The 19,514-nt window shown below is 65.2% G+C and carries 18 protein-coding genes, 2 tRNA genes and 1 pseudogene; 12 read left to right on the top strand and 9 right to left on the bottom strand.

The features are described 5' to 3' along the window. Window positions 1–45: 45 nt before the first annotated feature. Window positions 46–546 carry a DUF3291 domain-containing protein gene (locus E8F12_RS05750; RefSeq protein WP_280324324.1) on the top strand — a complete coding sequence of 167 codons (501 nt, stop codon included), beginning with the start codon at window positions 46–48 and terminating at the stop codon, window positions 544–546. A 41-nt stretch (window positions 547–587) separates the two neighbouring features. Next, entirely contained in the window at window positions 588–1,793 is a 1,206-nt protein-coding gene (locus E8F12_RS05745) for a winged helix-turn-helix domain-containing protein (protein ID WP_280324323.1), read from the top strand. Between the two features lie 287 nt (window positions 1,794–2,080). Here the strand turns inward: E8F12_RS05745 and E8F12_RS05740 are convergent, their stop codons facing one another. Beyond that, window positions 2,081–3,430 carry a 3-deoxy-7-phosphoheptulonate synthase class II gene (locus tag E8F12_RS05740; protein ID WP_280324322.1) on the bottom strand — a complete coding sequence of 450 codons (1,350 nt, stop codon included), beginning with the start codon at window positions 3,428–3,430 and terminating at the stop codon, window positions 2,081–2,083. 281 nt (window positions 3,431–3,711) lie between these two features. Between E8F12_RS05740 and E8F12_RS05735 the strand changes: the two genes are divergently transcribed. Then, window positions 3,712–4,458, top strand: coding sequence for a spermidine synthase (locus tag E8F12_RS05735; protein ID WP_280324321.1), 747 nt, complete (start codon window positions 3,712–3,714; stop codon window positions 4,456–4,458). Between the two features lie 141 nt (window positions 4,459–4,599). On the opposite strand, the gene E8F12_RS05730 is transcribed toward E8F12_RS05735, so the two are convergent. After that, entirely contained in the window at window positions 4,600–5,391 is a 792-nt protein-coding gene (locus E8F12_RS05730; protein ID WP_280324320.1) for a crotonase/enoyl-CoA hydratase family protein, read from the bottom strand. A 318-nt stretch (window positions 5,392–5,709) separates the two neighbouring features. Here E8F12_RS05730 and E8F12_RS05725 point away from each other — a divergent pair. Further along, window positions 5,710–7,426 (top strand): annotated as a pseudogene (locus tag E8F12_RS05725) (DEAD/DEAH box helicase). A gap of 192 nt (window positions 7,427–7,618) precedes the next feature. On the opposite strand, the gene E8F12_RS05720 reads toward E8F12_RS05725, so the two are convergent. After that, window positions 7,619–8,386 carry a class III extradiol ring-cleavage dioxygenase gene (locus E8F12_RS05720; protein ID WP_280324319.1) on the bottom strand — a complete coding sequence of 256 codons (768 nt, stop codon included), beginning with the start codon at window positions 8,384–8,386 and terminating at the stop codon, window positions 7,619–7,621. A 99-nt stretch (window positions 8,387–8,485) separates the two neighbouring features. On the opposite strand from E8F12_RS05720, the gene E8F12_RS05715 reads away from it, so the two are divergent. After that, window positions 8,486–9,142, top strand: a complete 657-nt coding sequence (locus E8F12_RS05715; protein WP_280324318.1) for a thiopurine S-methyltransferase — start codon at window positions 8,486–8,488, stop codon at window positions 9,140–9,142. Window positions 9,143–9,250: 108 nt separating this feature from the next. Here E8F12_RS05715 and htpX read toward each other — a convergent pair whose 3' ends face one another. The 3 genes from htpX to E8F12_RS05700 all read right to left on the bottom strand — a co-directional run bounded on the left by htpX (window position 9,251) and on the right by E8F12_RS05700 (window position 11,881). Then, on the bottom strand, window positions 9,251–10,123 hold the full coding sequence (gene htpX / locus E8F12_RS05710) for a protease HtpX (protein ID WP_280324317.1): 873 nt from the start codon (window positions 10,121–10,123) through the stop codon (window positions 9,251–9,253). Between the two features lie 87 nt (window positions 10,124–10,210). Next, complete coding sequence (locus tag E8F12_RS05705; protein ID WP_280324316.1) at window positions 10,211–10,663, bottom strand: hypothetical protein; 453 nt, start codon at window positions 10,661–10,663, stop codon at window positions 10,211–10,213. A gap of 6 nt (window positions 10,664–10,669) precedes the next feature. Then, window positions 10,670–11,881, bottom strand: a complete 1,212-nt coding sequence (locus tag E8F12_RS05700; protein WP_280324315.1) for a pyridoxal phosphate-dependent aminotransferase — start codon at window positions 11,879–11,881, stop codon at window positions 10,670–10,672. Between the two features lie 174 nt (window positions 11,882–12,055). Here E8F12_RS05700 and msrB point away from each other — a divergent pair, with 174 nt between their 5' ends. From msrB to E8F12_RS05685, 3 genes are all read left to right on the top strand, one after another. Continuing rightward, window positions 12,056–12,448, top strand: coding sequence for a peptide-methionine (R)-S-oxide reductase MsrB (gene msrB / locus E8F12_RS05695; protein ID WP_280291825.1), 393 nt, complete (start codon window positions 12,056–12,058; stop codon window positions 12,446–12,448). Window positions 12,449–12,615: 167 nt separating this feature from the next. Beyond that, window positions 12,616–13,101 (top strand): glutathione peroxidase, encoded by a 486-nt coding sequence (locus E8F12_RS05690; RefSeq protein WP_280324314.1) that lies wholly within the window; start codon window positions 12,616–12,618, stop codon window positions 13,099–13,101. After that, window positions 13,098–13,565: a MarR family transcriptional regulator gene (locus E8F12_RS05685; protein ID WP_280324313.1), complete on the top strand. Its 468-nt coding sequence runs from the start codon at window positions 13,098–13,100 to the stop codon at window positions 13,563–13,565. The genes E8F12_RS05690 and E8F12_RS05685 overlap by 4 nt, the downstream gene beginning before the upstream one ends. Here E8F12_RS05685 and E8F12_RS05680 read toward each other — a convergent pair. Then, window positions 13,546–15,873, bottom strand: coding sequence for a response regulator (locus E8F12_RS05680; protein WP_280324312.1), 2,328 nt, complete (start codon window positions 15,871–15,873; stop codon window positions 13,546–13,548). The two genes, E8F12_RS05685 and E8F12_RS05680, sit on opposite strands and share 20 nt — an antisense overlap. 98 nt (window positions 15,874–15,971) lie before the next feature. Here E8F12_RS05680 and E8F12_RS05675 point away from each other — a divergent pair, with 98 nt between their 5' ends. Together E8F12_RS05675 and E8F12_RS05670 are read left to right on the top strand one after the other, a co-directional pair. Then, window positions 15,972–16,862 (top strand): ATP-binding protein, encoded by an 891-nt coding sequence (locus tag E8F12_RS05675; protein ID WP_280324311.1) that lies wholly within the window; start codon window positions 15,972–15,974, stop codon window positions 16,860–16,862. Then, complete coding sequence (locus E8F12_RS05670) at window positions 16,859–17,341, top strand: GAF domain-containing protein (RefSeq protein WP_280324310.1); 483 nt, start codon at window positions 16,859–16,861, stop codon at window positions 17,339–17,341. Before E8F12_RS05675 ends, E8F12_RS05670 begins: the two co-directional genes overlap by 4 nt. Before the next feature lie 188 nt (window positions 17,342–17,529). Here E8F12_RS05670 and E8F12_RS05665 read toward each other — a convergent pair whose 3' ends face one another. After that, the gene (locus E8F12_RS05665) at window positions 17,530–18,192 is read right to left on the bottom strand and encodes a glutathione S-transferase family protein (protein WP_280324309.1); all 663 of its coding nucleotides are present in this window, start codon (window positions 18,190–18,192) and stop codon (window positions 17,530–17,532) included. A 23-nt stretch (window positions 18,193–18,215) separates the two neighbouring features. Then, window positions 18,216–18,986 carry a hypothetical protein gene (locus tag E8F12_RS05660; RefSeq protein ID WP_280324308.1) on the bottom strand — a complete coding sequence of 257 codons (771 nt, stop codon included), beginning with the start codon at window positions 18,984–18,986 and terminating at the stop codon, window positions 18,216–18,218. A gap of 232 nt (window positions 18,987–19,218) precedes the next feature. Between E8F12_RS05660 and E8F12_RS05655 the strand changes: the two genes are divergently transcribed. Both E8F12_RS05655 and E8F12_RS05650 read left to right on the top strand, forming a co-directional pair. Next, window positions 19,219–19,294: transfer RNA gene (locus E8F12_RS05655), tRNA-Glu, on the top strand. Between the two features lie 2 nt (window positions 19,295–19,296). After that, a tRNA-Gly gene (locus E8F12_RS05650) sits at window positions 19,297–19,372 on the top strand. The last annotated feature ends 142 nt before the right edge of the window (window positions 19,373–19,514 follow it).

The following is a 19,514-nucleotide window of genomic DNA, read 5'->3' as shown; positions in this document are numbered from 1 at the left end:
GGGCGGGCCGCAACCTTTGATGGATGGACCCACAGGAAACGATCCATGTCGAACACCCATGAACTGGCTCAACTGAACATCGCCTCGATGAAGGCGCCCCTGGATTCCCCGGGCATGGCCGACTTCGTTGCCAACCTGGCACCGGTCAACGCCCTGGCCGACAGTGCGTCGGGCTTCGTCTGGCGCCTGCAGGACGAGGAGGGCGACGCCACCGCCATCCGCCCCTTCGGCCCCGAGGTACTGGTCAACCTCTCGGTCTGGCGCGACGTGGCCAGCCTCAACGATTTCGTCTACCGCTCCGCCCATGTCGAGATGCTGCGTCGGCGCAAGGAGTGGTTCGAGCGCATTTCCGGCGTGCACCAGGTGCTCTGGTGGGTCCCCAAGGGACATCGGCCGGACGTCCAGGAAGCCGCGGCGCGCCTGGCCCGCTTGCGCGAAGCGGGACCCACGCCGGAAGCCTTCACCTTCCGCCAGACTTTCCTGGCGCCGGACCAGTCCGTGCCTTTCGCCCCCTTCGAGCGGGAGCGCGAAAGCCAGGCGGGCTGATGCTACTGTGAAGCGTCATCCCCTTTGCTGGCATGGAGCCCATGACGCAGTCCCTTTCCCTAACCGAAGCCCGCCGCCTGGCCCTGGCTGCCCAGGGCTTCGCCCGCGCGCCGCGGGGCACCATTCGCCATCGGCAGTTGCTGGCACAGCTGGAGGCGCTCGGTGTGGTGCAGATCGACTCGGTGAACGCCCTTGTGCGCTCCCACTACCTGCCGGCCTTCTCCCGCCTCGGCCACTACGACCGCGAATTGCTGGACGACCTGGCCTGGGGCAAGCCCCGGCGCCGCGCGCTGTTCGAGTACTGGGGCCACGAGGCTTCGCTGCTGCCGCTGGAGCTCTATCCGCTGCTGCGCTGGCGCATGCGCCGGGCCGCCAATGGTCAGGGGATCTACCAGCAACTGGCGCGTTTCGGCTTCGAGCAGCGCGAGGTGATCCAGCGGGTGCTGCAGTCGGTGCGCGAGCAGGGTGCCCTCGGCGCGGGAGCCTTGAGCACCCGTGCCGAGCGGGCAGGGCCCTGGTGGGACTGGAGCGCGGAAAAGCACGCGCTGGAGTGGCTGTTCGCCGCCGGTGAGGTGACGGTGGCCGGGCGCCGGGGCTTCGAGCGTCTCTATGACTTGCCGGAGCGAGTCATCCCCGCCGACCTGCTGAACCAGCCCGAACTGCCCGAGGCCGATGCCCAGCGCCAATTGCTGTTGCGTGCCGCAGTCGCGCTGGGCGTCGCCACCGAGCGCGACCTGCGTGACTACTACCGGCTGGAAACCACCGACAGCCAGGCGCGCCTGGCCGAACTGGTGGAGGCGGGCGCCCTGCAGCAAGTGCAGGTGGACGGCTGGAGGCAGCCCGCCTACTGCCTGGGCGATCCCAGCGTGCCGCGCAAGATCAAGGCGAGCGCCTTGCTCTCGCCTTTCGATTCGCTGATCTGGGAGCGGGCGCGCACCGAGCGCCTGTTCGACTTCCGCTACCGGCTGGAAATCTATACGCCCCAGCACAAGCGCCAGTATGGCTACTACGTGCTGCCGTTCCTCCACGACGAGCGCCTGGCGGCAAGGGTCGACCTGCGCGCAGAACGGGCCCAGGATCGCCTGGCGGTGCATGCCCTGCACGAGGAAGAGCACGGCCTCGGCGAAGCCGGCATGCAGGCGCTGGCGGACAGCCTGCGCAGCATGGCGGGCTGGCTGGGCCTTGGGGAGGTGGTGGTGACCTGCCGCCGGCCGGGGACCGTGCGCTTGCAGGCTTGTCTGACCTGAGATGCGTCGTAGGTTGTGGCTGAGCTAAGCGAAGCCCAACAATTGTCTCCGAGCTGGGAGCCAATCCATTGCAGGACTGCGTCCTGCTCAGCGAATGAATTCGCCCCCACAGGAGTATGCCGAGGGTGGGCCGGGCGTCGTAGGTTAGGCCGAGTTCCACGAGGCCCAACGTGCGATGCCGATGCATGGCTTCGTTGGGCTTCGCAGGCTCAGCGCCAACCTACGGCAGGACTGCGTCCTGCAATCTCGAATGAATTCGCTCCTGCAGGGTATTCGCCGAGGGCAGATCAGCGACGGATCTGCTTCAAGGTTTCGGCAATCAGGAACGCCAGTTCCAGGGACTGGTCGGCATTCAGGCGCGGGTCGCAGTGGGTGTGGTAGCGGTCGGAGAGCGCGTCTTCAGTGATGGGGCGGGCGCCGCCGATGCATTCGGTGACGTTCTGCCCGGTCATCTCGATATGGATGCCGCCGGCATGGCTGCCTTCGGCCTGGTGCACGTCGAAGAACTGTTTCACCTCGCCGAGGATGCTGGCGAAGTCGCGGGTCTTGTAGCCGCTGGAGGCCTTGATGGTGTTGCCGTGCATGGGGTCGGAGCTCCACAACACCTTGCGGCCTTCGCCCTGCACGGTGCGGATCAGGCGCGGCAGATGCTCGCCGACCTTCTCGGCGCCCATGCGCACGATCAGGTTGAGGCGGCCGGGGTCGTTGTCCGGGTTGAGGATGTCGATCAGGCGGATCAGCTCCTCGCTATCCATGCTCGGCCCCACCTTGACGCCGATGGGGTTGCCGACGCCGCGCAGGAACTCCACATGGGCGCCGTCCAGCTGCCGCGTGCGGTCGCCGATCCAGAGCATGTGCGCCGAGCAGTCGTACCAGCCGCCGGTGAGGCTGTCGCGGCGCACGAAGGCTTCTTCATAGTTCAGCAGCAGGGCTTCATGGGCGGTGAAGAAGCTGGCCTCGCGCAGTTGCGGCGCGCTGTCCAGGCCGCAGGCGCGCATGAAGGCGAGGGCTTCGTCGATGCGTCCGGCGAGCTGGCTGTACTTCTCGGTCAGGGCCGAGTTGGCGATGAAGTCGAGGTTCCACTGATGCACCTGGTGCACATCGGCGAAACCGCCCTGGGCGAAGGCGCGCAGCAGGTTGAGGGTGGCGGTGGCCTGGTGGTAGGCCTGCAGCAGGCGCTCCGGGTCGGGCACGCGGCTGGCGGCGTCGAAGCCGATGCCGTTGACGATGTCGCCGCGGTAGGCGGGCAGGGTGACGTCGCCCTGGGTCTCGCTGCCGGAGGAGCGCGGCTTGGCGAACTGGCCTGCCATGCGGCCGACCTTCACCACCGGGCAGCCGGCGGCGAAGGTCATGACGATGGCCATCTGCAGCAGCACCTTGAAGGTGTCGCGGATCTTCGCGGCGGAGAATTCGACGAAGCTTTCCGCGCAATCGCCGCCCTGGAGCAGGAAGGCGCGGCCCTCGGTGACCTCGGCGAACTGGCGACGCAGCTCGCGTGCTTCGCCGGCAAACACCAGCGGCGGATAGCTCGCCAGGGTCTGCTCGACATGCGCCAGCTTGGTGGCGTCCGGGTACTCGGGCTGTTGCTGGATGGGTTTGTCCCTCCAGCTTTCTGGGCTCCATTCTGGGCTGCTCATCAGGGTCTCGATACGGCTGCTTGCGGTAGATGAGCCATGGTAACCGAAAGGCCCGGAGGCGGCGCTAGGCGGCGAAGGTGCGACCGTCGACACGGGCGTCGATGATGGTGTACCTGCCGGGATCGGCCCCCTCGCTGTTATCCTTGTGCGGTTTTCGCCCGGGGGCGAAGTCTTGAGATCATGGCGGGAGCACGGGCTCCGGCTTCAATGGCAATGGGCGCCACTGTGGCGTCGGACTGATGCGCACCATTACGCATCGGCATCGAAAGGGTGGAGACGTGATGTCCGAGGAGCGCCTGCTCGCGGAAGTGCATGATGATTTCGGCGTGATCCGGGTCTACGAGGTCGGCCCTTACCGCATCCTCGAGTTCGGCGAGGCGGTGGAGCAAAGCTGCGTGTTCAGCGCCGACCCCGCCTGGCTGGAGTACGACTACACCCGCGCCATGCTGCTGGGCGCGCTCTGCCACGAGGCGCCGGAGAACGCGCTGTTCCTCGGCCTGGGCGCCGGCACCCTGACCCAGGCCTGCCTGAAGTTCCTGCCGCTGGAAGATGTCGAGGTGATCGAGCTGCGCCCGGACGTGCCGCGCCTGGCCATGGAATACCTTGGCCTCAGCGACGACCCGCGCCTCTACGTGCGCATCGGGGATGCCGTGGAGCTGCTGGACAGTGCCGAGCCGGCGGACCTGATTTTCGTCGACCTCTATACCGACCACGGGCCGGGCGTCGGCCACCTGGCCTGGAATTTCCTCGGCGCCTGCCAGAAGCGCCTCAGCCCTGGCGGCTGGCTGGTGATCAACCAGTGGGCGACGGACGACGGAAAACCGCTGGGCGCTGCGCTATTGCGCGGGCTCTTCCACCGGCACTACTGGGAATGCCCGGTGAAGGAAGGCAACGTCATCCTCTTCGTGCCCGCCGACCTCGACCAGCAACTGGATCGGGAGGCGCTGAAGGCCAAGGCCGATGCCCTGGCGCCAAGCCTGGGCTATTCACTGCAGTCGCTGCTGGATGTGGTGCGGGAGGCGAGTTAGGCCGCCGGCACGGAGGTGGGAGGAACATGCCTTGTGGGGGCGAATTCATTCGCTGAGGGCTGCAGGGCAGCCCCTTCGACCTTGAGGAGCAGACCTGCGGTCTGCATAGCGAATGAATTCGCCCCCACAGGAGAAGAGCGGTTATCTGCCCTTGAAATGCCCCTCCCGCCGTTCCTGCATCGCCCGCAACCCTTCCGCAGCGTCCTCCGTGTTCAGTAGTCGTTGGGCCACCGGTTGCAGTGCCGCCGCGGCAACCCTTTCCCCTTGATCCAGCGTCTGGCGGGCCGACGCCAGGGTGGCCTTCACGCCCAGCGGCGCCTGGGCCGCCACTCGTTCGGCCAGCCAGATGGCGCGTGGCATCAGGTCTTCGCTGGCCAGCACTTCCTGGACCAACCCCAGTCGGTAGGCCTCATGGGCGTCGAACTCATCCCCGGTGAGCAGCCAGCGCATGGCGTTGCCCCAGCCCGCTACCTGGTGCAGCCGCAGCGTGGCCCCGGCGAAGGGGAAGATCCCGCGTTGTATTTCCATCTGGGCGAAGCGGGTATTGCTGGCGCAGAGGTTGATGTCCGCCGCCAGCATCAGCTCGATGCCAATGGTGTAGCAGTAGCCCTGCACTGCGACTATCAGCGGCTTGGTCAGGCGGTTGCCGCCGAAAGTGCCCCAGGGGTCGATGGCGCCTGATGGCAACTTCCAGCCTTGCTTGAAGGTGTCGCCAACGCTGGCCAGGTCCAGCCCCGCGGTGAAATGCTCGCCATGGGCGAAGACCAGCGCGCAGCGAACGTTGTCGTCCCGTTCGCACTCACCGAGGGCCAGCACCAGGTCGTCCAGCATGGCCTGGTCGAAAGCGTTGCGCTTGGGTGTACGGTCAAGGCCGATCAGCATGATATGGCCGCGTTTTTCGCGGCTGACGCAGCCTGTGGAGCTGAGGGACATAGGGGCTTTCCTCGTGGGAATGGCGAGTGGGCAGGTGGGATATAGACCCGCGCCGGGGCCTTGTCCATTACCGGACACCGTCCGGCAGAGTCGAACTGTGGCCACGGAAAAACCTGCACGCTGGGAAGAATTTTCCTGTATTATGCGCGCCGGCCAATCTTCGGCTCCGTTCAAGTACTGCGTTTATCCCGAGGCACTTTGCCTTCGGCTGCAAGTCCGCCGTGCGGACTACCCTTGACGATTCATCCATTCCAAAAAAGCGTTCTCGCAAATTCTCTACCAGGCTGCCAGGGTGACCCACAAGGTCCTTCACGGCATGTGCAGCCATGGAACAAGGGTCTTTGCGGATGCACATTGAGGCAGACCCATGACCCAGGAACTCGGCACCTTCGCCGCGCTCGGCCTTCATCCCAATGTTCTGGCCGCCATTACGGCGGTCGGCTATGAAGAGCCGTCCCCCATCCAGGCCCAGTCGATTCCGGTGATCCTCGCCGGCCACGACATGATTGGCCAGGCCCAGACCGGCACCGGCAAGACTGCAGCCTTCGCGCTGCCGATCCTGTCGCGCATCGATCCGGCCAAACGAGAGCCGCAGGCGCTGATCCTGGCACCGACCCGCGAGCTCGCACTGCAAGTCGCCACCGCCTTCGAAACCTACGCCAAGCAGATGCCCGGCCTGAACGTGGTCGCCGTCTACGGCGGCGCGCCCATGGGCCCGCAGCTCAAGGCCCTGCGCCAGGGCGCCCAGGTCATCGTGGCCACCCCCGGCCGTCTCTGCGACCACCTGCGTCGTGACGACAAGGTCCTCGCCACCGTGCAGCAACTGGTGCTGGACGAGGCGGACGAGATGCTCAAGCTCGGCTTCATGGACGACCTCGAAGTGATCTTCGAAGCCCTCCCGGAAAGCCGTCAGAGCGTGCTGTTCTCCGCTACCCTGCCGCCGTCGATCCGTTCGATCGCCGAGCGCCACCTGCGGAACCCGCAGCACGTCAAGATCGCTGCCAAGACCCAGACCGTGGCGCGCATCGAGCAGGCCCACCTGATGGTCCACGCCGACCAGAAGACCGGTGCCGTGCTGCGCCTGCTGGAAGTCGAGGAATTCGACGCGCTGATCGCCTTCGTGCGCACCAAGCAGGCCACCCTGGACCTGGCCAGCGCCCTGGAAGCCAAGGGGTACAAGGCCGCTGCGCTGAACGGTGACATCGCCCAGAACCAGCGCGAGCGAGTGATCGAGTCGCTGAAGGACGGCCGCCTGGACATCGTGGTCGCCACCGACGTCGCCGCTCGTGGTATTGACGTACCGCGCATCACCCACGTGTTCAACGTGGATATGCCCTACGACCCGGAATCCTACGTACACCGCATCGGCCGTACCGGCCGAGCCGGCCGCGACGGCCGCGCCCTGCTGCTGGTGACTCCGCGCGAGCGCCGCATGCTGCAGGTGATCGAGCGCGTTACTGGCCAGAAAGTGGCCGAGGTGCGTCTGCCCAATGCCCAGCAGGTGCTGGACGCGCGCATCAAGAAGCTCACCGCCAGCCTCACCCCGCTGGTGGCCGACGCTGAAGCCAGCCACGGCGAACTGCTTGACCGCCTGATCGCCGATATCGGTTGCAGCCCGCGTGCCCTGGCCGCAGCGCTGCTGCGCAAGGCCACCAATGCCCAGGCACTGAACCTTGCTGATGTCGAACGCGAGCAGCCCCTGGTGCCAAGCGCCCAGCCCCGCGAGCGCCGCGAGCGTGAAGGTGGCGAGCGTGGTGAGTACCGTGAGCGTCGTGCACCGATGCCGCTGGCCGAAGGCCGCGTGCGTTGCCGTACTGCCCTGGGGACCCGCGACGGCATCGCCGCAAAGAACCTGCTGGGCGCCATCCTCAATGAGGGCGGTATCGCTCGTGAGGCCATCGGGCGTATCCAGATCCGCGAAACCTTCAGCCTGGTCGAGCTGCCGGAAGAAGGCCTCGACCGCCTGCTGGGCAAGCTTAAGGACACTCGCGTCGCCGGCAAGCAGCTGAAGCTGCGCCGTTACCGCGAGGACTGATCCTCCGGCTGGAAACGAAGAAGCCCCGCATTGCGGGGCTTTTTCATGGGCGTCTGTAAAGGGCTGCTGAGATGCACTGTAGGGGCGAACTCATTCGCCAAGCAGGCCGCAGGTCTGCCTTGCAATGCCCAATGGGGCTGCTGCGCAGCCCTTGGCGAATGAATTCGCCCCTACAACGGGAATGCCCGGTATCTAGTCGAACCGGTAGATATCCATCCCCAGCGCGCCCAGGGTGAAGCCGCTGTGTACCAGGCCGAAGCGGATACCGGCGCCGCGGGCGAAGTAGAGCGGCAATAGGTGCTCGTCCCGCGGGTGGTTGCGAGCCGCGTGGGGCGCCTGGCGCCGATAGTCGTGCAGGGCGGCTTCGTCGTCCGCCTCCAGGTGTGCCGCCATCCAGTCGCGGAACTCCTTGGCCCAGGGCGTGATCACGTCCGGGCCGGCACGCCAGTCCAGTTCGCCCAGGTTATGGGTGATGCTGCCGGAACCGATCAGCAGGATGCCGCGCTGGCGCAGGCCGGCCAGGGCACGGCCGACGCGAGTCTGGAAAGCCGGGCCGAGGCGGGTGGGCAGCGACAGCTGGACCACCGGGATATCGGCATCCGGGTACATCAGCGACAGCGGGACCCAAGTGCCATGGTCGAAGGGGCGCTCCGCATCGACTCCGGCGGGAAGGCCGGCTTCGGTCAGGAGGTCGGCGATTTCCCTGGCCAGTTCCGGCGCGCCGGGGGCTGGGTACTGCACGGTGTAGAGCGCTGGTGGGAAACCGTAGAAATCATGCCAGGTCTCCGGATGGGCGCCGCCGCTGAGCAGCAGGCGGTCGCTTTCCCAGTGGGCGGAGACCACCAGGATCGCCTTGGGCCGCGGCAGTGCATCGGCCAGGGCCTTGAGCGCCGGGCCGCTAGCCCCGGGTTCCAGGGCGAGCATGGGGGAGCCGTGGGAGATAAAGAGGCTGGGTAGCATTTCGGAATTCCTCCGGTAGGATGCGGGCATCATCCGGGCTGGATATATCGATTTCCAGTATAAATATTTGAGCTATTTGATCGAATTGATGGAGGAATCATGGACGAGCAATTCTGGCAGGCGCGCTGGGCGGAGAATCAGATCGGTTTCCATCAGCGCGAGACCAACCCCTACCTCGAACGTTACTGGCCGCAGCTGCAACTGCCCGCCGGTTGCCAGGTGCTGGTACCCCTGTGTGGCAAGACCCTGGACATGCTCTGGCTGGCCGGGCAGGGCCATCGGGTGCTGGGCGTGGAGCTGGCGGAGCGCGCGGTGGAGGACTTCTTCGCCGAGCAGGGGTCTGGGTACGAGGTGTCGCAGCACGGGAGTCTGCGTCGCTACAGGGCGGGTACCATCGAGATTCTCCAGGGGGATTTCTTCGCGGTGACCGCTGCCGATGTCGCCGATTGCCGGGCGCTCTACGACAGGGCGGCGCTGATCGCCCTGCCGCCGGGTATGCGTGACAACTATGTGGCGCATCTGGAACGCATTCTCCCGTCACCCTGCGATGGACTGTTGGTCACCCTGGATTACGAGCAGGCCCGTCTGGACGGGCCGCCGTTCTCAGTACCGGAAGCCGAAGTGCGCCGACACCTGGAGGCGGGTTGGGAGGTGGAGATGCTGGAGCGTCGCGACGTGCTGGAGAAGAACTGGAAGTTCGCCTCCCGCGGGCTCGATAGCCTGCATGAGCCGGTGTTCAGGCTGCGTCGGCGGTAGAAAAGGCAGGCCTGCGGCCTGCTTGGCGAATGAATTCGCCCCCACAGGGCCTTTGCGCGGGCAAAAAAAGGGCGGCCCATGGGCCGCCCAAGTCCAGTGTGAATCGTTTCAGCCGCGGTGGCGCAGGGCCTCGATGCGGTCTTCCAGCGGCGGGTGGCTCATCAGCAGGCCGGCGAGGCCGTGCTTCAGGCCGCCGTTGATGCCGAAGGCGGTCAGGCTGTCAGGCATCTGCACCGGCACACCCTGTTCGGCGCGCAGGCGCTGCAGGGCGCCGATCATGGCGTTGGTGCCGGCCAGGCTGGCGCCGGCTTCGTCCGCCTTGAACTCGCGGCGGCGCGAGAACCACATGACGATGATGCTGGCCAGGATGCCCAGCACCAGTTCGGCGAAGATGGTCGCGATGAAGTAGCCGATGCCCGGGCCTTCTTCGTTCTTCAGGATCACCTTGTCGACGAAGTTGCCGAAGATACGCGCGAAGAACATCACGAAGGTGTTCACCACGCCCTGGATCAGCGCCAGGGTGACCATGTCGCCATTGGCCACGTGGCCGATCTCGTGGGCCAGCACGGCCTTCACTTCATCGGGCGAGAAGCGCTCCAGCAGGCCCTGGCTCACCGCCACCAGCGCGTCGTTCTTGTTCCAGCCGGTGGCGAAGGCGTTGGCCTCGTAGGCGGGGAAGATACCGACCTCGGGCATCTTGATGCCGGCTTCGCGGGACAACTGCTCGACGGTCTGCAGCAGCCATTGTTCGTGGCGGGTACGCGGCTGGGTGATGATTTCGGTGCCGGTGCCCATCTTCGCCATCCACTTGGAGATGAACAGCGAGACCAGCGAGCCGGCGAAGCCGAACACGGCGCAGAAAACCAGCAGGCTGCCGTAGTTCTGGCCCGTGAAACGGTCCACCCCCAGCAGTTTCAGGGTGATGCTGGCAATCACCAGTACTGCAAGGTTCGTGGCCAGGAACAACAGAATGCGCATCATGATTGGAACAATCTCCTCACGGCGGAAAGCGTTTTGGTATGCGGGGTATATAAGGGGCCGCCCTGGCGTATTCAACCAGGGACTATTTCAAACTATGTCGCCTGCCGCGACTGCTTCACTTTCGAAGACTAGACGAGTCAGGTACGCGAGGCGTTCGCTGTCGGCGCTGCGCAGGGCCTCGCGCAGCTGCTGCGCAAGGCTGGCGCGGACCCGCAGGATGCTGGCGGGCAGGGCTTCAGGGGTGGTTAGTGCGGCGGATATCGAACGGGACAGCCGGAGAAAGCCCTTTTCGGTCAGGACCGCCTGGTCCAGGGCCTCGAAACGGATGCTGCTGTCGAAGCGCAGGTAGCCCTCGTCGGCGAGCCAGAGCAGGGCGCCCAGGCAGCTCTCGTGGCGCTTGCTGGGCAGGCCGAACTCGTCCGGCTCGGACGGGCCGATCAGGTCTTCCACGTAGAGGGCTATGCGCCGCGGGAAGGCCTGATACAGCTGCAGCAAGCCGGCGGCGCAGTCCTTGTAGAAGTCGTCGATCTGCAGGTCCATTGGCCGTTACTGGCGATACGACTTGAGGAAGTTGCCGATGCGGCCGATGGCCTGCTCCAGGTCGTCGACGCGGGGCAGGGTGACCACGCGGAAGTGGTCCGGCCAGGGCCAGTTGAAGGCCGTGCCCTGGACGATCAGCAGCTTCTCGGAGAGCAGCAGGTCGAGCACGAACTTCTCGTCGTTGTGGATTGGGCAGACCTTGGGATCGATCTTCGGGAAGGCGTAGAGCGCGCCCATGGGCTTGACGCAGCTGACCCCGGGGATGTCGTTGAGCAGTTCCCAGGCGCGGTTGCGCTGTTCCAGCAGGCGGCCGTTGGGCAGCACCAGGTCATTGATGCTCTGGTAGCCGCCGAGGGCGGTCTGGATCGCATGCTGGCTCGGCACGTTGGCGCACAGGCGCATGTTGGCCAGGATGTCGATGCCTTCGATATAGCTCTGGGCCTTCTGCTTGGGCCCGGAGATGGCCACCCAGCCGGAGCGGAAGCCGGCCACGCGGTAGGACTTGGACAGGCCGTTGAAGGTCAGGCAGAGCACGTCCGGCGCCAGCGAGGCGGTGGAGATGTGCACGGCGCCGTCGTAGAGGATCTTGTCGTAGATCTCGTCGGAGAAGAGCACCAGGTTGTGCTGGCGCGCCAGTTCCACCATGCCTTCCAGCACTTCCTTGGAATATACGGCGCCGGTGGGGTTGTTCGGGTTGATGATCACCATGGCCCTGGTGTTCGGGGTGATCTTGGCCTTGATGTCTTCCAGGTCCGGCCACCAGTTGGCCTGCTCGTCGCACAGGTAGTGCACCGGCTTGCCGCCAGCGAGGCTCACCGAGGCGGTCCAGAGCGGATAGTCCGGCGCCGGGATCAGCACCTCGTCACCGTTGTTGAGCAGCGCCTGCATGCACATCACGATCAGCTCTGACACACCGTTGCCGAGGTAGATGTCCTCGATGCCGATGCCTTCCACCTGCTTCTGCTGGTAGTACTGCATCACGGCCTTGCGCGCGCTGAACAGGCCCTTGGAGTCGCTGTAGCCCTGGGCGGTGGGCAGGTTGCGAATGACGTCCTGGAGAATTTCCTCAGGCGCCTCGAAACCGAACGGCGCCGGGTTGCCGATGTTCAGCTTGAGGATGCGATGGCCTTCCTCTTCCAGGCGTTTGGCGTGCTTGAGCACCGGTCCGCGGATGTCATAGCAGACGTTGGCGAGCTTGTTCGATTTGCTGACCTGCATGATGCGTAACTGTCCCGAGATGAAAAGGGTCGCGCCGGGCGACGGGGATCGATGCGCCTTGGCAGCCTGTAACGCCGCTGCCAGACTGGCGTCTGATGAATCGCGCATGATACGTGCGGCCCGATGGCCCGAAAAGGTCGGGACCGGGCTTTTTTAACACTGCCGAGGACTGTCATGGACAAGCTAGAGAAACCCCTGGAAACCTGGCGCGAGGAGCTTTCCGACACCCAGTTCCACGTCTGCCGCCTGGGCGGTACCGAGCGAGCCTTCACCGGCGAGTACTACGCCACCAAGACCCCGGGCATCTACCACTGCGCCTGCTGCGGCGAGGCGCTGTTCGATTCCGACGCGAAGTACGATTCCGGTAGTGGTTGGCCGAGTTACTTCCAGCCGGTGGGCAAGGATGTCATCGCGGAACGCGAGGACTCCAGCCACGGCATGCAGCGCATCGAAGTGCGCTGCGCCCGCTGCGATGCGCACCTGGGCCATGTCTTCCCCGACGGCCCGCGGCCCACCGGCCTGCGTTACTGCATCAATTCGGTGTCGCTGAAGCTCGAACCGCGCTGAATGCCTTTCCTGTAGGAGCGAGCAAGCTCGCGAAGGCTCGCAAGGCTGTTCGCGAGCAAGCTCGCTCCTACCTGTGCCTGGCGTGGAAGTCCCGAAATTTAAATTGCACGCAATTTAATTGATGACTATCTTTTGTCTGTCATCCTTTCCCAGAACAGGTCCAGGCCATGAGCGACAAGCTTCTCGATATCCCCGTTACCACCATCAAAGGCGAGCAGAAGACTCTCGCGGACTTCGGCGGCAAGGCCTTGCTGGTGGTCAATACGGCCAGCAAGTGCGGCTTCACCCCGCAGTACAAGGGGCTGGAAAGCCTCTGGCAGCAGTACAAGGACAAGGGCCTGGTAGTGTTGGGCTTTCCTTGCAACCAGTTCGGCAAGCAGGAGCCGGGCGACGAGGGCGCCATCAGTGAGTTCTGTGAACTGAACTTCGGCGTCAGCTTCCCGCTGTTCAAGAAGATCGACGTCAACGGCACCGATGCCCACCCGCTCTACGTGCAGCTGAAGAAGCGCGCCCCGGGTCTGCTGGGTAGCCAAGGCATCAAGTGGAACTTCACCAAGTTCCTGATCAGTCAGGACGGCCAGCGGATCAAGCGTTTCGCGCCGACCACCAAGCCGGAAGAGATCACTGCCGAGATCGAAGCCCTGCTGAAATGAGCAAGCTGTCCATCGAGCCCGAGCTGCTGCTGGACAACCAGCTCTGCTTCAAGCTGTACGCCGCCTCCCGCGCGGTGATCCGTGGCTATCGGCCGTTGCTGGAGCCCCTTGGCCTGACCTACCCGCAGTACCTGGTCATGTTGGTGCTCTGGGAGTGGCACGGCCGGCCGCCGGAGCAGCCTACGGTCAAGGCCCTGGGCGAGCGCTTGCTGCTGGATTCCGGCACCCTCACGCCGCTGCTCAAGCGCTTGGAGCAGCTCGGCCTGGTACGGCGTCAGCGCGCCGCCCACGACGAGCGCGAGGTGCACCTGGCGCTGACGGAGGAGGGCGCGGGCCTGCGGGACAAGGTCATGCCGCTGCGCAACGAACTGATCTGCTCGAGCGGCCTGGACCTCAACGAGATGGCGGAACTGCGCGAGCGCCTCGGCGAGCTGCTGGGTCAGCTCATGGGGTTGCCTGAGTAGCGGGCAGCCAGCTGTCGAGCAGGGCCACCAGTTCTTCCCGACGGAAGGGTTTGGCCAGGTAGTCGTCCATGCCGGCGGCGCGGCAGCGTTCGCGTTCGTCCGGCAGGGCGTTGGCGGTCAGGGCGATGATCGGCAGGTCCGGCCAGCGCCCGCTCTGGCGGATGCGGCGGGTGGCTTCGTAGCCATCCATTACCGGCATGTTGCAGTCCATCAGCACCAGGTCGACCGGGTTTTGCTCCAGGCGGCTAAGGGCCTCGGCGCCGTGGCCGGCCAGCAGCACTTCGCAACCCAGCTTGGCCAGCATGCCCTTGGCCACGAGCTGGTTCACCGCGTTGTCCTCCACCAGCAGCACGCGCGCGTTTCGGTGCTGTGGCTCGGGCGCTGGCGGAGGCGCTGTGGGCGCCTCTTCCGGCAGTTGCAGCAGTACCCGCCGCAGGGCCTGATAAAGCGCCGCGCGTGATAGCGGTCGGGCCAGCTGGTGCAGGGGCGTCAGGGTTGCCGCGCGTGGCGCCGGCAGGAAGCTGCCGTAACCGGTCACCAGCAGGACGGGTGCCTGGACGGTGCGACGCATGCTTTCCAGGCCGTCCGGATCGTCACTGATCAGCAGGTCGGCCTGCGCGCCGGCCAGGTTGGCATCGCTGTCGCGCCGCTCGAAGTCGAGATGCCACCGCGGCAGCCAGGTGCCGAGCAGCTCGGCCAGGCCGCTTTTCGCGCTGCACAGGGCGACCACCTTGCCCTGCAGGGGTGAGCGCGGCTCCGGCGGGCTGTGCTCCACCAGCGGCAGCTCGGCGCTGAACAGGCTGCCAAGGCCTTCCTGGGACTTGACGTCCAATTGGCCCTGCATGGCTTCGCAGAGGTGGCGGGTCAGGGCCAGGCCGAGGCCGGTGCCGCCGAATTGCCGGGTGATCCCCGCGCTGCCCTGGGAAAAGGGCTGGAACAGCTTTGGCAGGGATTCGGCGGAGATGCCGATGCCGGTGTCGCGGACGCTGATCAGCACGCCGCCAGGGCTGGGGGCGACGCGCAGGTCGACACGGCCGATGCGGGTGAATTTGAGGGCGTTGGACAGCAGGTTGCTGACCACCTGGCGCACCCGGGTCGGGTCGCCGATCACCAGCCCCGGCAGCTGCGGGTCGATCAGGCAGGTCAGTTCCACGCCGGGCGAGGTGTTCTGCGACAGCAGGTTGGCGGTGTCTTCGGCCAGGGTGCCCAGGTCAAAGGGAATCTGCTCCAGTTCCAGTTGGCCGGCCTCGAATTTGGACAGGTCGAGGATGTCGTTGAGCAGTTCCACCAGCACGCTGCCCGAGTCGTGGGCGATCTGTAGCTGGCGGCGCTGCTCGTTGCTCAGCGGGCCGTCCAGGGCCAGGTCGAGCATCCCCAGCAGGCCGTTGAGTGGCGTACGGATCTCGTGGCTCATGTTGGCGAGGAAGGCGGCGCGCGCCTTGGCCATCTCCAGTGCCGTGCTGCGAGCCACTTCCAGCTCCTGGTTGTAGCGGCTGAGGCGGCTGTTGGCGGCCTTCAATTCGGCGGTGCGTGCCGAGACGATGTTCTCCAGCTCGGCGAGGTACTGGGTCAGGCGCTGGTCGGCTTCCCGGCGCTGATGCATCTCGGCGGAAAGGCTGGCCAGCTGCCGGTTGATCACTTCCACCAGCACGCCGATCTCGTCTTGTTCGTGGCCGGGCGGGCAGGGCAGTTTGGCGTCAGGCGCGGCGCGCGGGTCGCGCTCGCTGAGGGCGCGGATCAGCCCCACCAGAGGCTTGGTCAGCATGCTGTAGAAGAGCACCAGGAGGATCAGCGACAGCAGCAGGCTGCGCACGAAACCGCTGAGGAGGGTGAGCATGGCGCGGCGCAGGAAGTGGTTGCCGAAGGCGAAGGTGTCCACTTCCAGGCGCAATACGCCGAGGGTCTCGTTGGGCGCGTGGATGATGTACAGCGGGTCCTCGAACTCGCGGCGCTCGTCGAACAGATAGTCGCTGAATATGCGGAAGTCGCTCTCGGCGCGGGGTCGGCTGACGCTGGCCAGCACCGCGCCGTTGTTGTCGATGATCTCGGCGCGTATCACCGCCGGCGAGCGCAGGAGGCCGAGCACCAGTTCCTGGGCGAGTTCGGCATCGATGTTGTAGGCGATCCGGGCGGCGGGACTGTGGGCGATCTCGAGGAGAGCCTTGATCTCCCGATCGATCGAGGCGTTCTCGTTGAGGTAGTCGCTGGCCACCTGGATGATGCTCAGGACGGTCCCGAGAATGAACGCCACCAGAACCGTCAGGCTGGCCTGTTTGAACGACAGCCGTTGAGTCAGCGGAATATCCATTGGAGGTGGGATTGGCCTTGTTCCGAGGGCCTGCCAAGCATAGCCTATCCGGTCTGCCAGCAGTGCCTGGTGACTGCGGCTGAGCCAAGGAGTTGACCGTGGATTCCCGTTTGAATGCATTTCTCGAGCGTGCCGATGCCGTGCTGGCTCGCCTCGAACCCCTGTTGCCGGCGACCCGTCCTGCCATCGACTGGCAACACTGCCTCGCCGCGCGTTGGCACCGTGAGGGCCGCAGCGGCTACCTGCAGCCGCTGGCGGTGAGCCTGGACCTGTCCCTGGTCGACCTGATCGGCGTCGACACCCAGCGCGAGCAGCTAGCACGCAACACCCGCCAGTTCGTCGACGGCCTGCCGGCCAACCATGCCTTGCTCTGGGGCGCCCGCGGTACCGGCAAATCCTCCCTGGTGCGGGCCTTGCTGGCCGAGCATGCGGGCGCCGGGCTGCGCCTGATCGAGATCGAGCGCGACCACCTGGCCGACCTGCCGCGCGTGGTGGAGCAACTGGCCAGTCAGTCGCAACGCTACGTGCTGTTCTGCGACGACCTGTCCTTCGAGGCGGGCGAGGGCGACTACCGCGTGCTCAAAAGCGTGCTGGACGGTTCCCTGGAGCGCGCGCCAGACAACGTGCTGCTCTATGCCACCTCCAACCGCCGCCACCTGGTGCCGGAGAAGCAGAGCGACAACGAGCATTGGGAGATGGTCGACGGCGAGTTGCATCCCAACGAGGCGGTGGAGGACAAGATCGCCCTGTCCGACCGTTTCGGCCTCTGGCTGTCCTTCTATCCCTTCACCCAGGACCATTTCCTCGCCGTGGTGCGCCACTGGGTCGGCGTGCTGGCCAAGCCCGCCGCGCTGGACTGGGAGTGGACCGAGGAGCTGGAAAAACTGGCGATTCGCTGGGCCCTGGGGCGCGGCAACCGCAACGGACGTTGTGCCTATCAATTCGCCCGCCATTGGGTCGGGCTGGCTTTGCTGGAGTCTTCCAAATGATCGACCTACAACAGGCTGGCGCCGGCCTTTCCGGCTATGCGCTGCTGGCCGCCCAGCTGGAGTCCCTGCTGGCCGACGAGCGCGACTTCATCGCCAACAGCGCGCAGTTCTCCGCCTTCCTCTTCAACGAGCTGGCGGACCTGAACTGGGCAGGCTTCTACCTCAACCGCAACGAGGAGCTGGTGCTCGGCCCCTTCCAGGGCAAGGTGGCCTGCGTGCGGATTCCCTTCAGCCGTGGCGTCTGCGGCGCCGCGGCGCGTACCCGGGAGACCCAGCGCGTGGAAGACGTGCATGCCTTCCCCGGGCATATCGCCTGCGACAGCGCGTCCAACAGCGAGCTGGTGGTGCCCCTGATCAAGGAGGATCGCCTGATTGGAGTGCTCGACCTGGACAGCCCCAAGACGTCGCGCTTCACCGCAGAGGACCAGGCCGGCATCGAACGACTGGCGGCCATCTTCCTGCGCCTGACCGACTGCTGACAGCGCATTTCGTAGGGCGGACATCGCCTTTCATGTCCGCCAGCGGAGTTCGGAGTGGCCTCGTTAGTGGATGTAAGAAGCGACATCCACCCTACAGGTCCCGCGCGATCGAGGTCCGTCTGTAGGGCTGCGCTGCAAAGAAAAAGCCCGGACTGGTCCGGGCTTCTTCATAGAGACAGTGAGGGCCTTCAGGCGCGGCCGCTCAGCTTGGCCAGTATCTTCTGCTCCCCCGGCACCACGGCCTGCACCGAGTCCCGCGCGGTGATGCGCTCGTAGTGCGCAGCCAGTCGTGGCCAGCGTTCGGCGTCCAGGCGCTCGCCGCCGTGCTCCATATTGATCAACTGCGTGGTAAAGGCGAGATCCGCCATGGTCAGTCGCTCGCCGACGAAGTACTCGGCACTGCCAAGGGCTTTTTCCAGGTAGTCGAAGTGGGGTGGCAGCTTGTCGGTGAGTGCGGCCTGCACCGCGGCTTCATCGCAGGGTTGGCCCATGGTGGGTTTCAGCGCGCGGTTGCGGAACACACCGAAGGTGGCGAGCGGCGCCACTTCATAGTCCGAATATTTCTCCAGCCAGCGCACCCGTGCGCGCTCCTCGGCATCACGGCCGTACAGCGGGGCGAGCTGAGGATGCTTCTCCTCCAGGTACTGGCAGATGACGCTGGAGTCAGCGAGGGTCACGTCACCGTCGCGCATCGCCGGAATCCGCCCCAGCGGGCTCAGCTCGCGGAACCAGGCGGGTTGGCCGAAGGGGGTGACGATTTCGAGTTGGTAGTCCAGGCCCTTCTCCAGCAGGTAGAGGCGTACCTTGCGCACGAAGGGGGACAGCGGGGCACCGTAGAGGGTTGGGCTCATCGGGAGGTCCTCGTCTGAGCGGATCAGTCGTAGATGTTCTTCTTCTTCCAGTCGTTGTCATCATCCAATGACTTCAGACCTTCGGTCAGCGTGCTGGGTTCGTCGGCCTCGGGCTGGGCGGACTCCAGCACCAGGGCATTGGCCCGAGCGAGCTGTGCCTTGAGTTGTTGCTGCTGGTTCCGGTAACGCGCCGGGTCGGGTTGCTTCTGCAGGTACTGGACGCCGCGTTCGAAGGCCAGGCGGGCCTGGCGCGGCTGGTTTTCCTGCAGAGCCTGCAGGCCGAGGTTGGTGAAGAACTCGACGTGCAGCTGCACCAGCATGTCGCGGATTTCCTTGCCCCAGTTCTTCGCTTCCGGGGCGGGCAGGTGGCCGTCCTGGGCGGCGCGGGTGATCTGGCCGTGAAGGGTTTCCAGCTGGAAGCGGACTTCCTTGGCCTTGGCTTCGCTCTGAATCTTCTGCGGCGCATTCGCCACCGGGATGGATTCGCCCTGGCCCGCCAGTGCGCGCAGTTGCTCCAGATGCACCTTGAGGGCGGCGTCGCGTTTGTCCACTTGCAGCAGGCGCTCGCCCAGCTGCAGTTGCAGGCGGGTGAGCAGCAGCTTGAGGGCAGGGGAGACCATTTGTCCCGGCAGGGTTTCGGATAGGTCGGCACAACGACGGATGCGGTCGCTGAGGTCGGCCTTCTGGCGGGCTTTCTCCAGCTTGCTGTTTTCCACCAGGTGGTTGATGTAGCCAATGACGATGAGAATGACGATACCGACAACGATCAACAGGGTGATCACGAGTGGCGACATCTGCAGGGGCTCCGATGTTCTTGTCAGATTCGCCCGAGTGTAGTGACTTGCCTCGAAAGCTAATAGAGGTGGATCAAATTTTGAGCAGAAGTCTTTGATTTTAAAAAGTTTTTGATAGAGGGTTGACGGGTGTCGAAAGCCTCCCTAGAATGCGCGCCACTTCGACGCGATGCCTAAGGCAAAGCGGAGAAGCCGGAAGAAAGCGTCAAAGCTGTTGTAAGTTCCGGGCCGCGTCCCCTTCGTCTAGTGGCCTAGGACACCGCCCTTTCACGGCGGTAACAGGGGTTCGAGTCCCCTAGGGGACGCCATTGCGGGAATAGCTCAGTTGGTAGAGCACGACCTTGCCAAGGTCGGGGTCGCGAGTTCGAGTCTCGTTTCCCGCTCCAAATTCTACGGTCCGGTTGCGACGGGATCGTTAAAGAAAGGCGTCGACATCCGGCCAAGGCTGGATGAGCAACAAGTTGTAAAGCGGGAATAGCTCAGTTGGTAGAGCACGACCTTGCCAAGGTCGGGGTCGCGAGTTCGAGT

Source organism: Pseudomonas sp. BN102 (assembly GCF_029871245.1).
GTDB lineage: Bacteria > Pseudomonadota > Gammaproteobacteria > Pseudomonadales > Pseudomonadaceae > Metapseudomonas.
Note: the sequence above shows the minus strand (reverse complement) of the source record. Positions and strands in the feature narration are given on the sequence as shown.

Excerpts from the sequence above, each read along its gene's own strand:
- E8F12_RS05750 (WP_280324324.1), top strand. The coding sequence starts at position 46 with ATGTCGAACACCCATGAACTGGCTCAACTGAACATCGCCTCGATGAAG.
- E8F12_RS05745 (WP_280324323.1), top strand. The coding sequence starts at position 588 with ATGACGCAGTCCCTTTCCCTAACCGAAGCCCGCCGCCTGGCCCTGGCT.
- E8F12_RS05740 (WP_280324322.1), bottom strand. The coding sequence starts at position 3,430 with ATGAGCAGCCCAGAATGGAGCCCAGAAAGCTGGAGGGACAAACCCATC.
- E8F12_RS05735 (WP_280324321.1), top strand. The coding sequence starts at position 3,712 with ATGTCCGAGGAGCGCCTGCTCGCGGAAGTGCATGATGATTTCGGCGTG.
- E8F12_RS05730 (WP_280324320.1), bottom strand. The coding sequence starts at position 5,391 with ATGTCCCTCAGCTCCACAGGCTGCGTCAGCCGCGAAAAACGCGGCCAT.
- E8F12_RS05720 (WP_280324319.1), bottom strand. The coding sequence starts at position 8,386 with ATGCTACCCAGCCTCTTTATCTCCCACGGCTCCCCCATGCTCGCCCTG.
- E8F12_RS05715 (WP_280324318.1), top strand. The coding sequence starts at position 8,486 with ATGGACGAGCAATTCTGGCAGGCGCGCTGGGCGGAGAATCAGATCGGT.
- htpX (WP_280324317.1), bottom strand. The coding sequence starts at position 10,123 with ATGATGCGCATTCTGTTGTTCCTGGCCACGAACCTTGCAGTACTGGTG.
- E8F12_RS05705 (WP_280324316.1), bottom strand. The coding sequence starts at position 10,663 with ATGGACCTGCAGATCGACGACTTCTACAAGGACTGCGCCGCCGGCTTG.
- E8F12_RS05700 (WP_280324315.1), bottom strand. The coding sequence starts at position 11,881 with ATGCAGGTCAGCAAATCGAACAAGCTCGCCAACGTCTGCTATGACATC.
- msrB (WP_280291825.1), top strand. The coding sequence starts at position 12,056 with ATGGACAAGCTAGAGAAACCCCTGGAAACCTGGCGCGAGGAGCTTTCC.
- E8F12_RS05690 (WP_280324314.1), top strand. The coding sequence starts at position 12,616 with ATGAGCGACAAGCTTCTCGATATCCCCGTTACCACCATCAAAGGCGAG.
- E8F12_RS05685 (WP_280324313.1), top strand. The coding sequence starts at position 13,098 with ATGAGCAAGCTGTCCATCGAGCCCGAGCTGCTGCTGGACAACCAGCTC.
- E8F12_RS05680 (WP_280324312.1), bottom strand. The coding sequence starts at position 15,873 with ATGGATATTCCGCTGACTCAACGGCTGTCGTTCAAACAGGCCAGCCTG.
- E8F12_RS05670 (WP_280324310.1), top strand. The coding sequence starts at position 16,859 with ATGATCGACCTACAACAGGCTGGCGCCGGCCTTTCCGGCTATGCGCTG.
- E8F12_RS05665 (WP_280324309.1), bottom strand. The coding sequence starts at position 18,192 with ATGAGCCCAACCCTCTACGGTGCCCCGCTGTCCCCCTTCGTGCGCAAG.
- E8F12_RS05660 (WP_280324308.1), bottom strand. The coding sequence starts at position 18,986 with ATGTCGCCACTCGTGATCACCCTGTTGATCGTTGTCGGTATCGTCATT.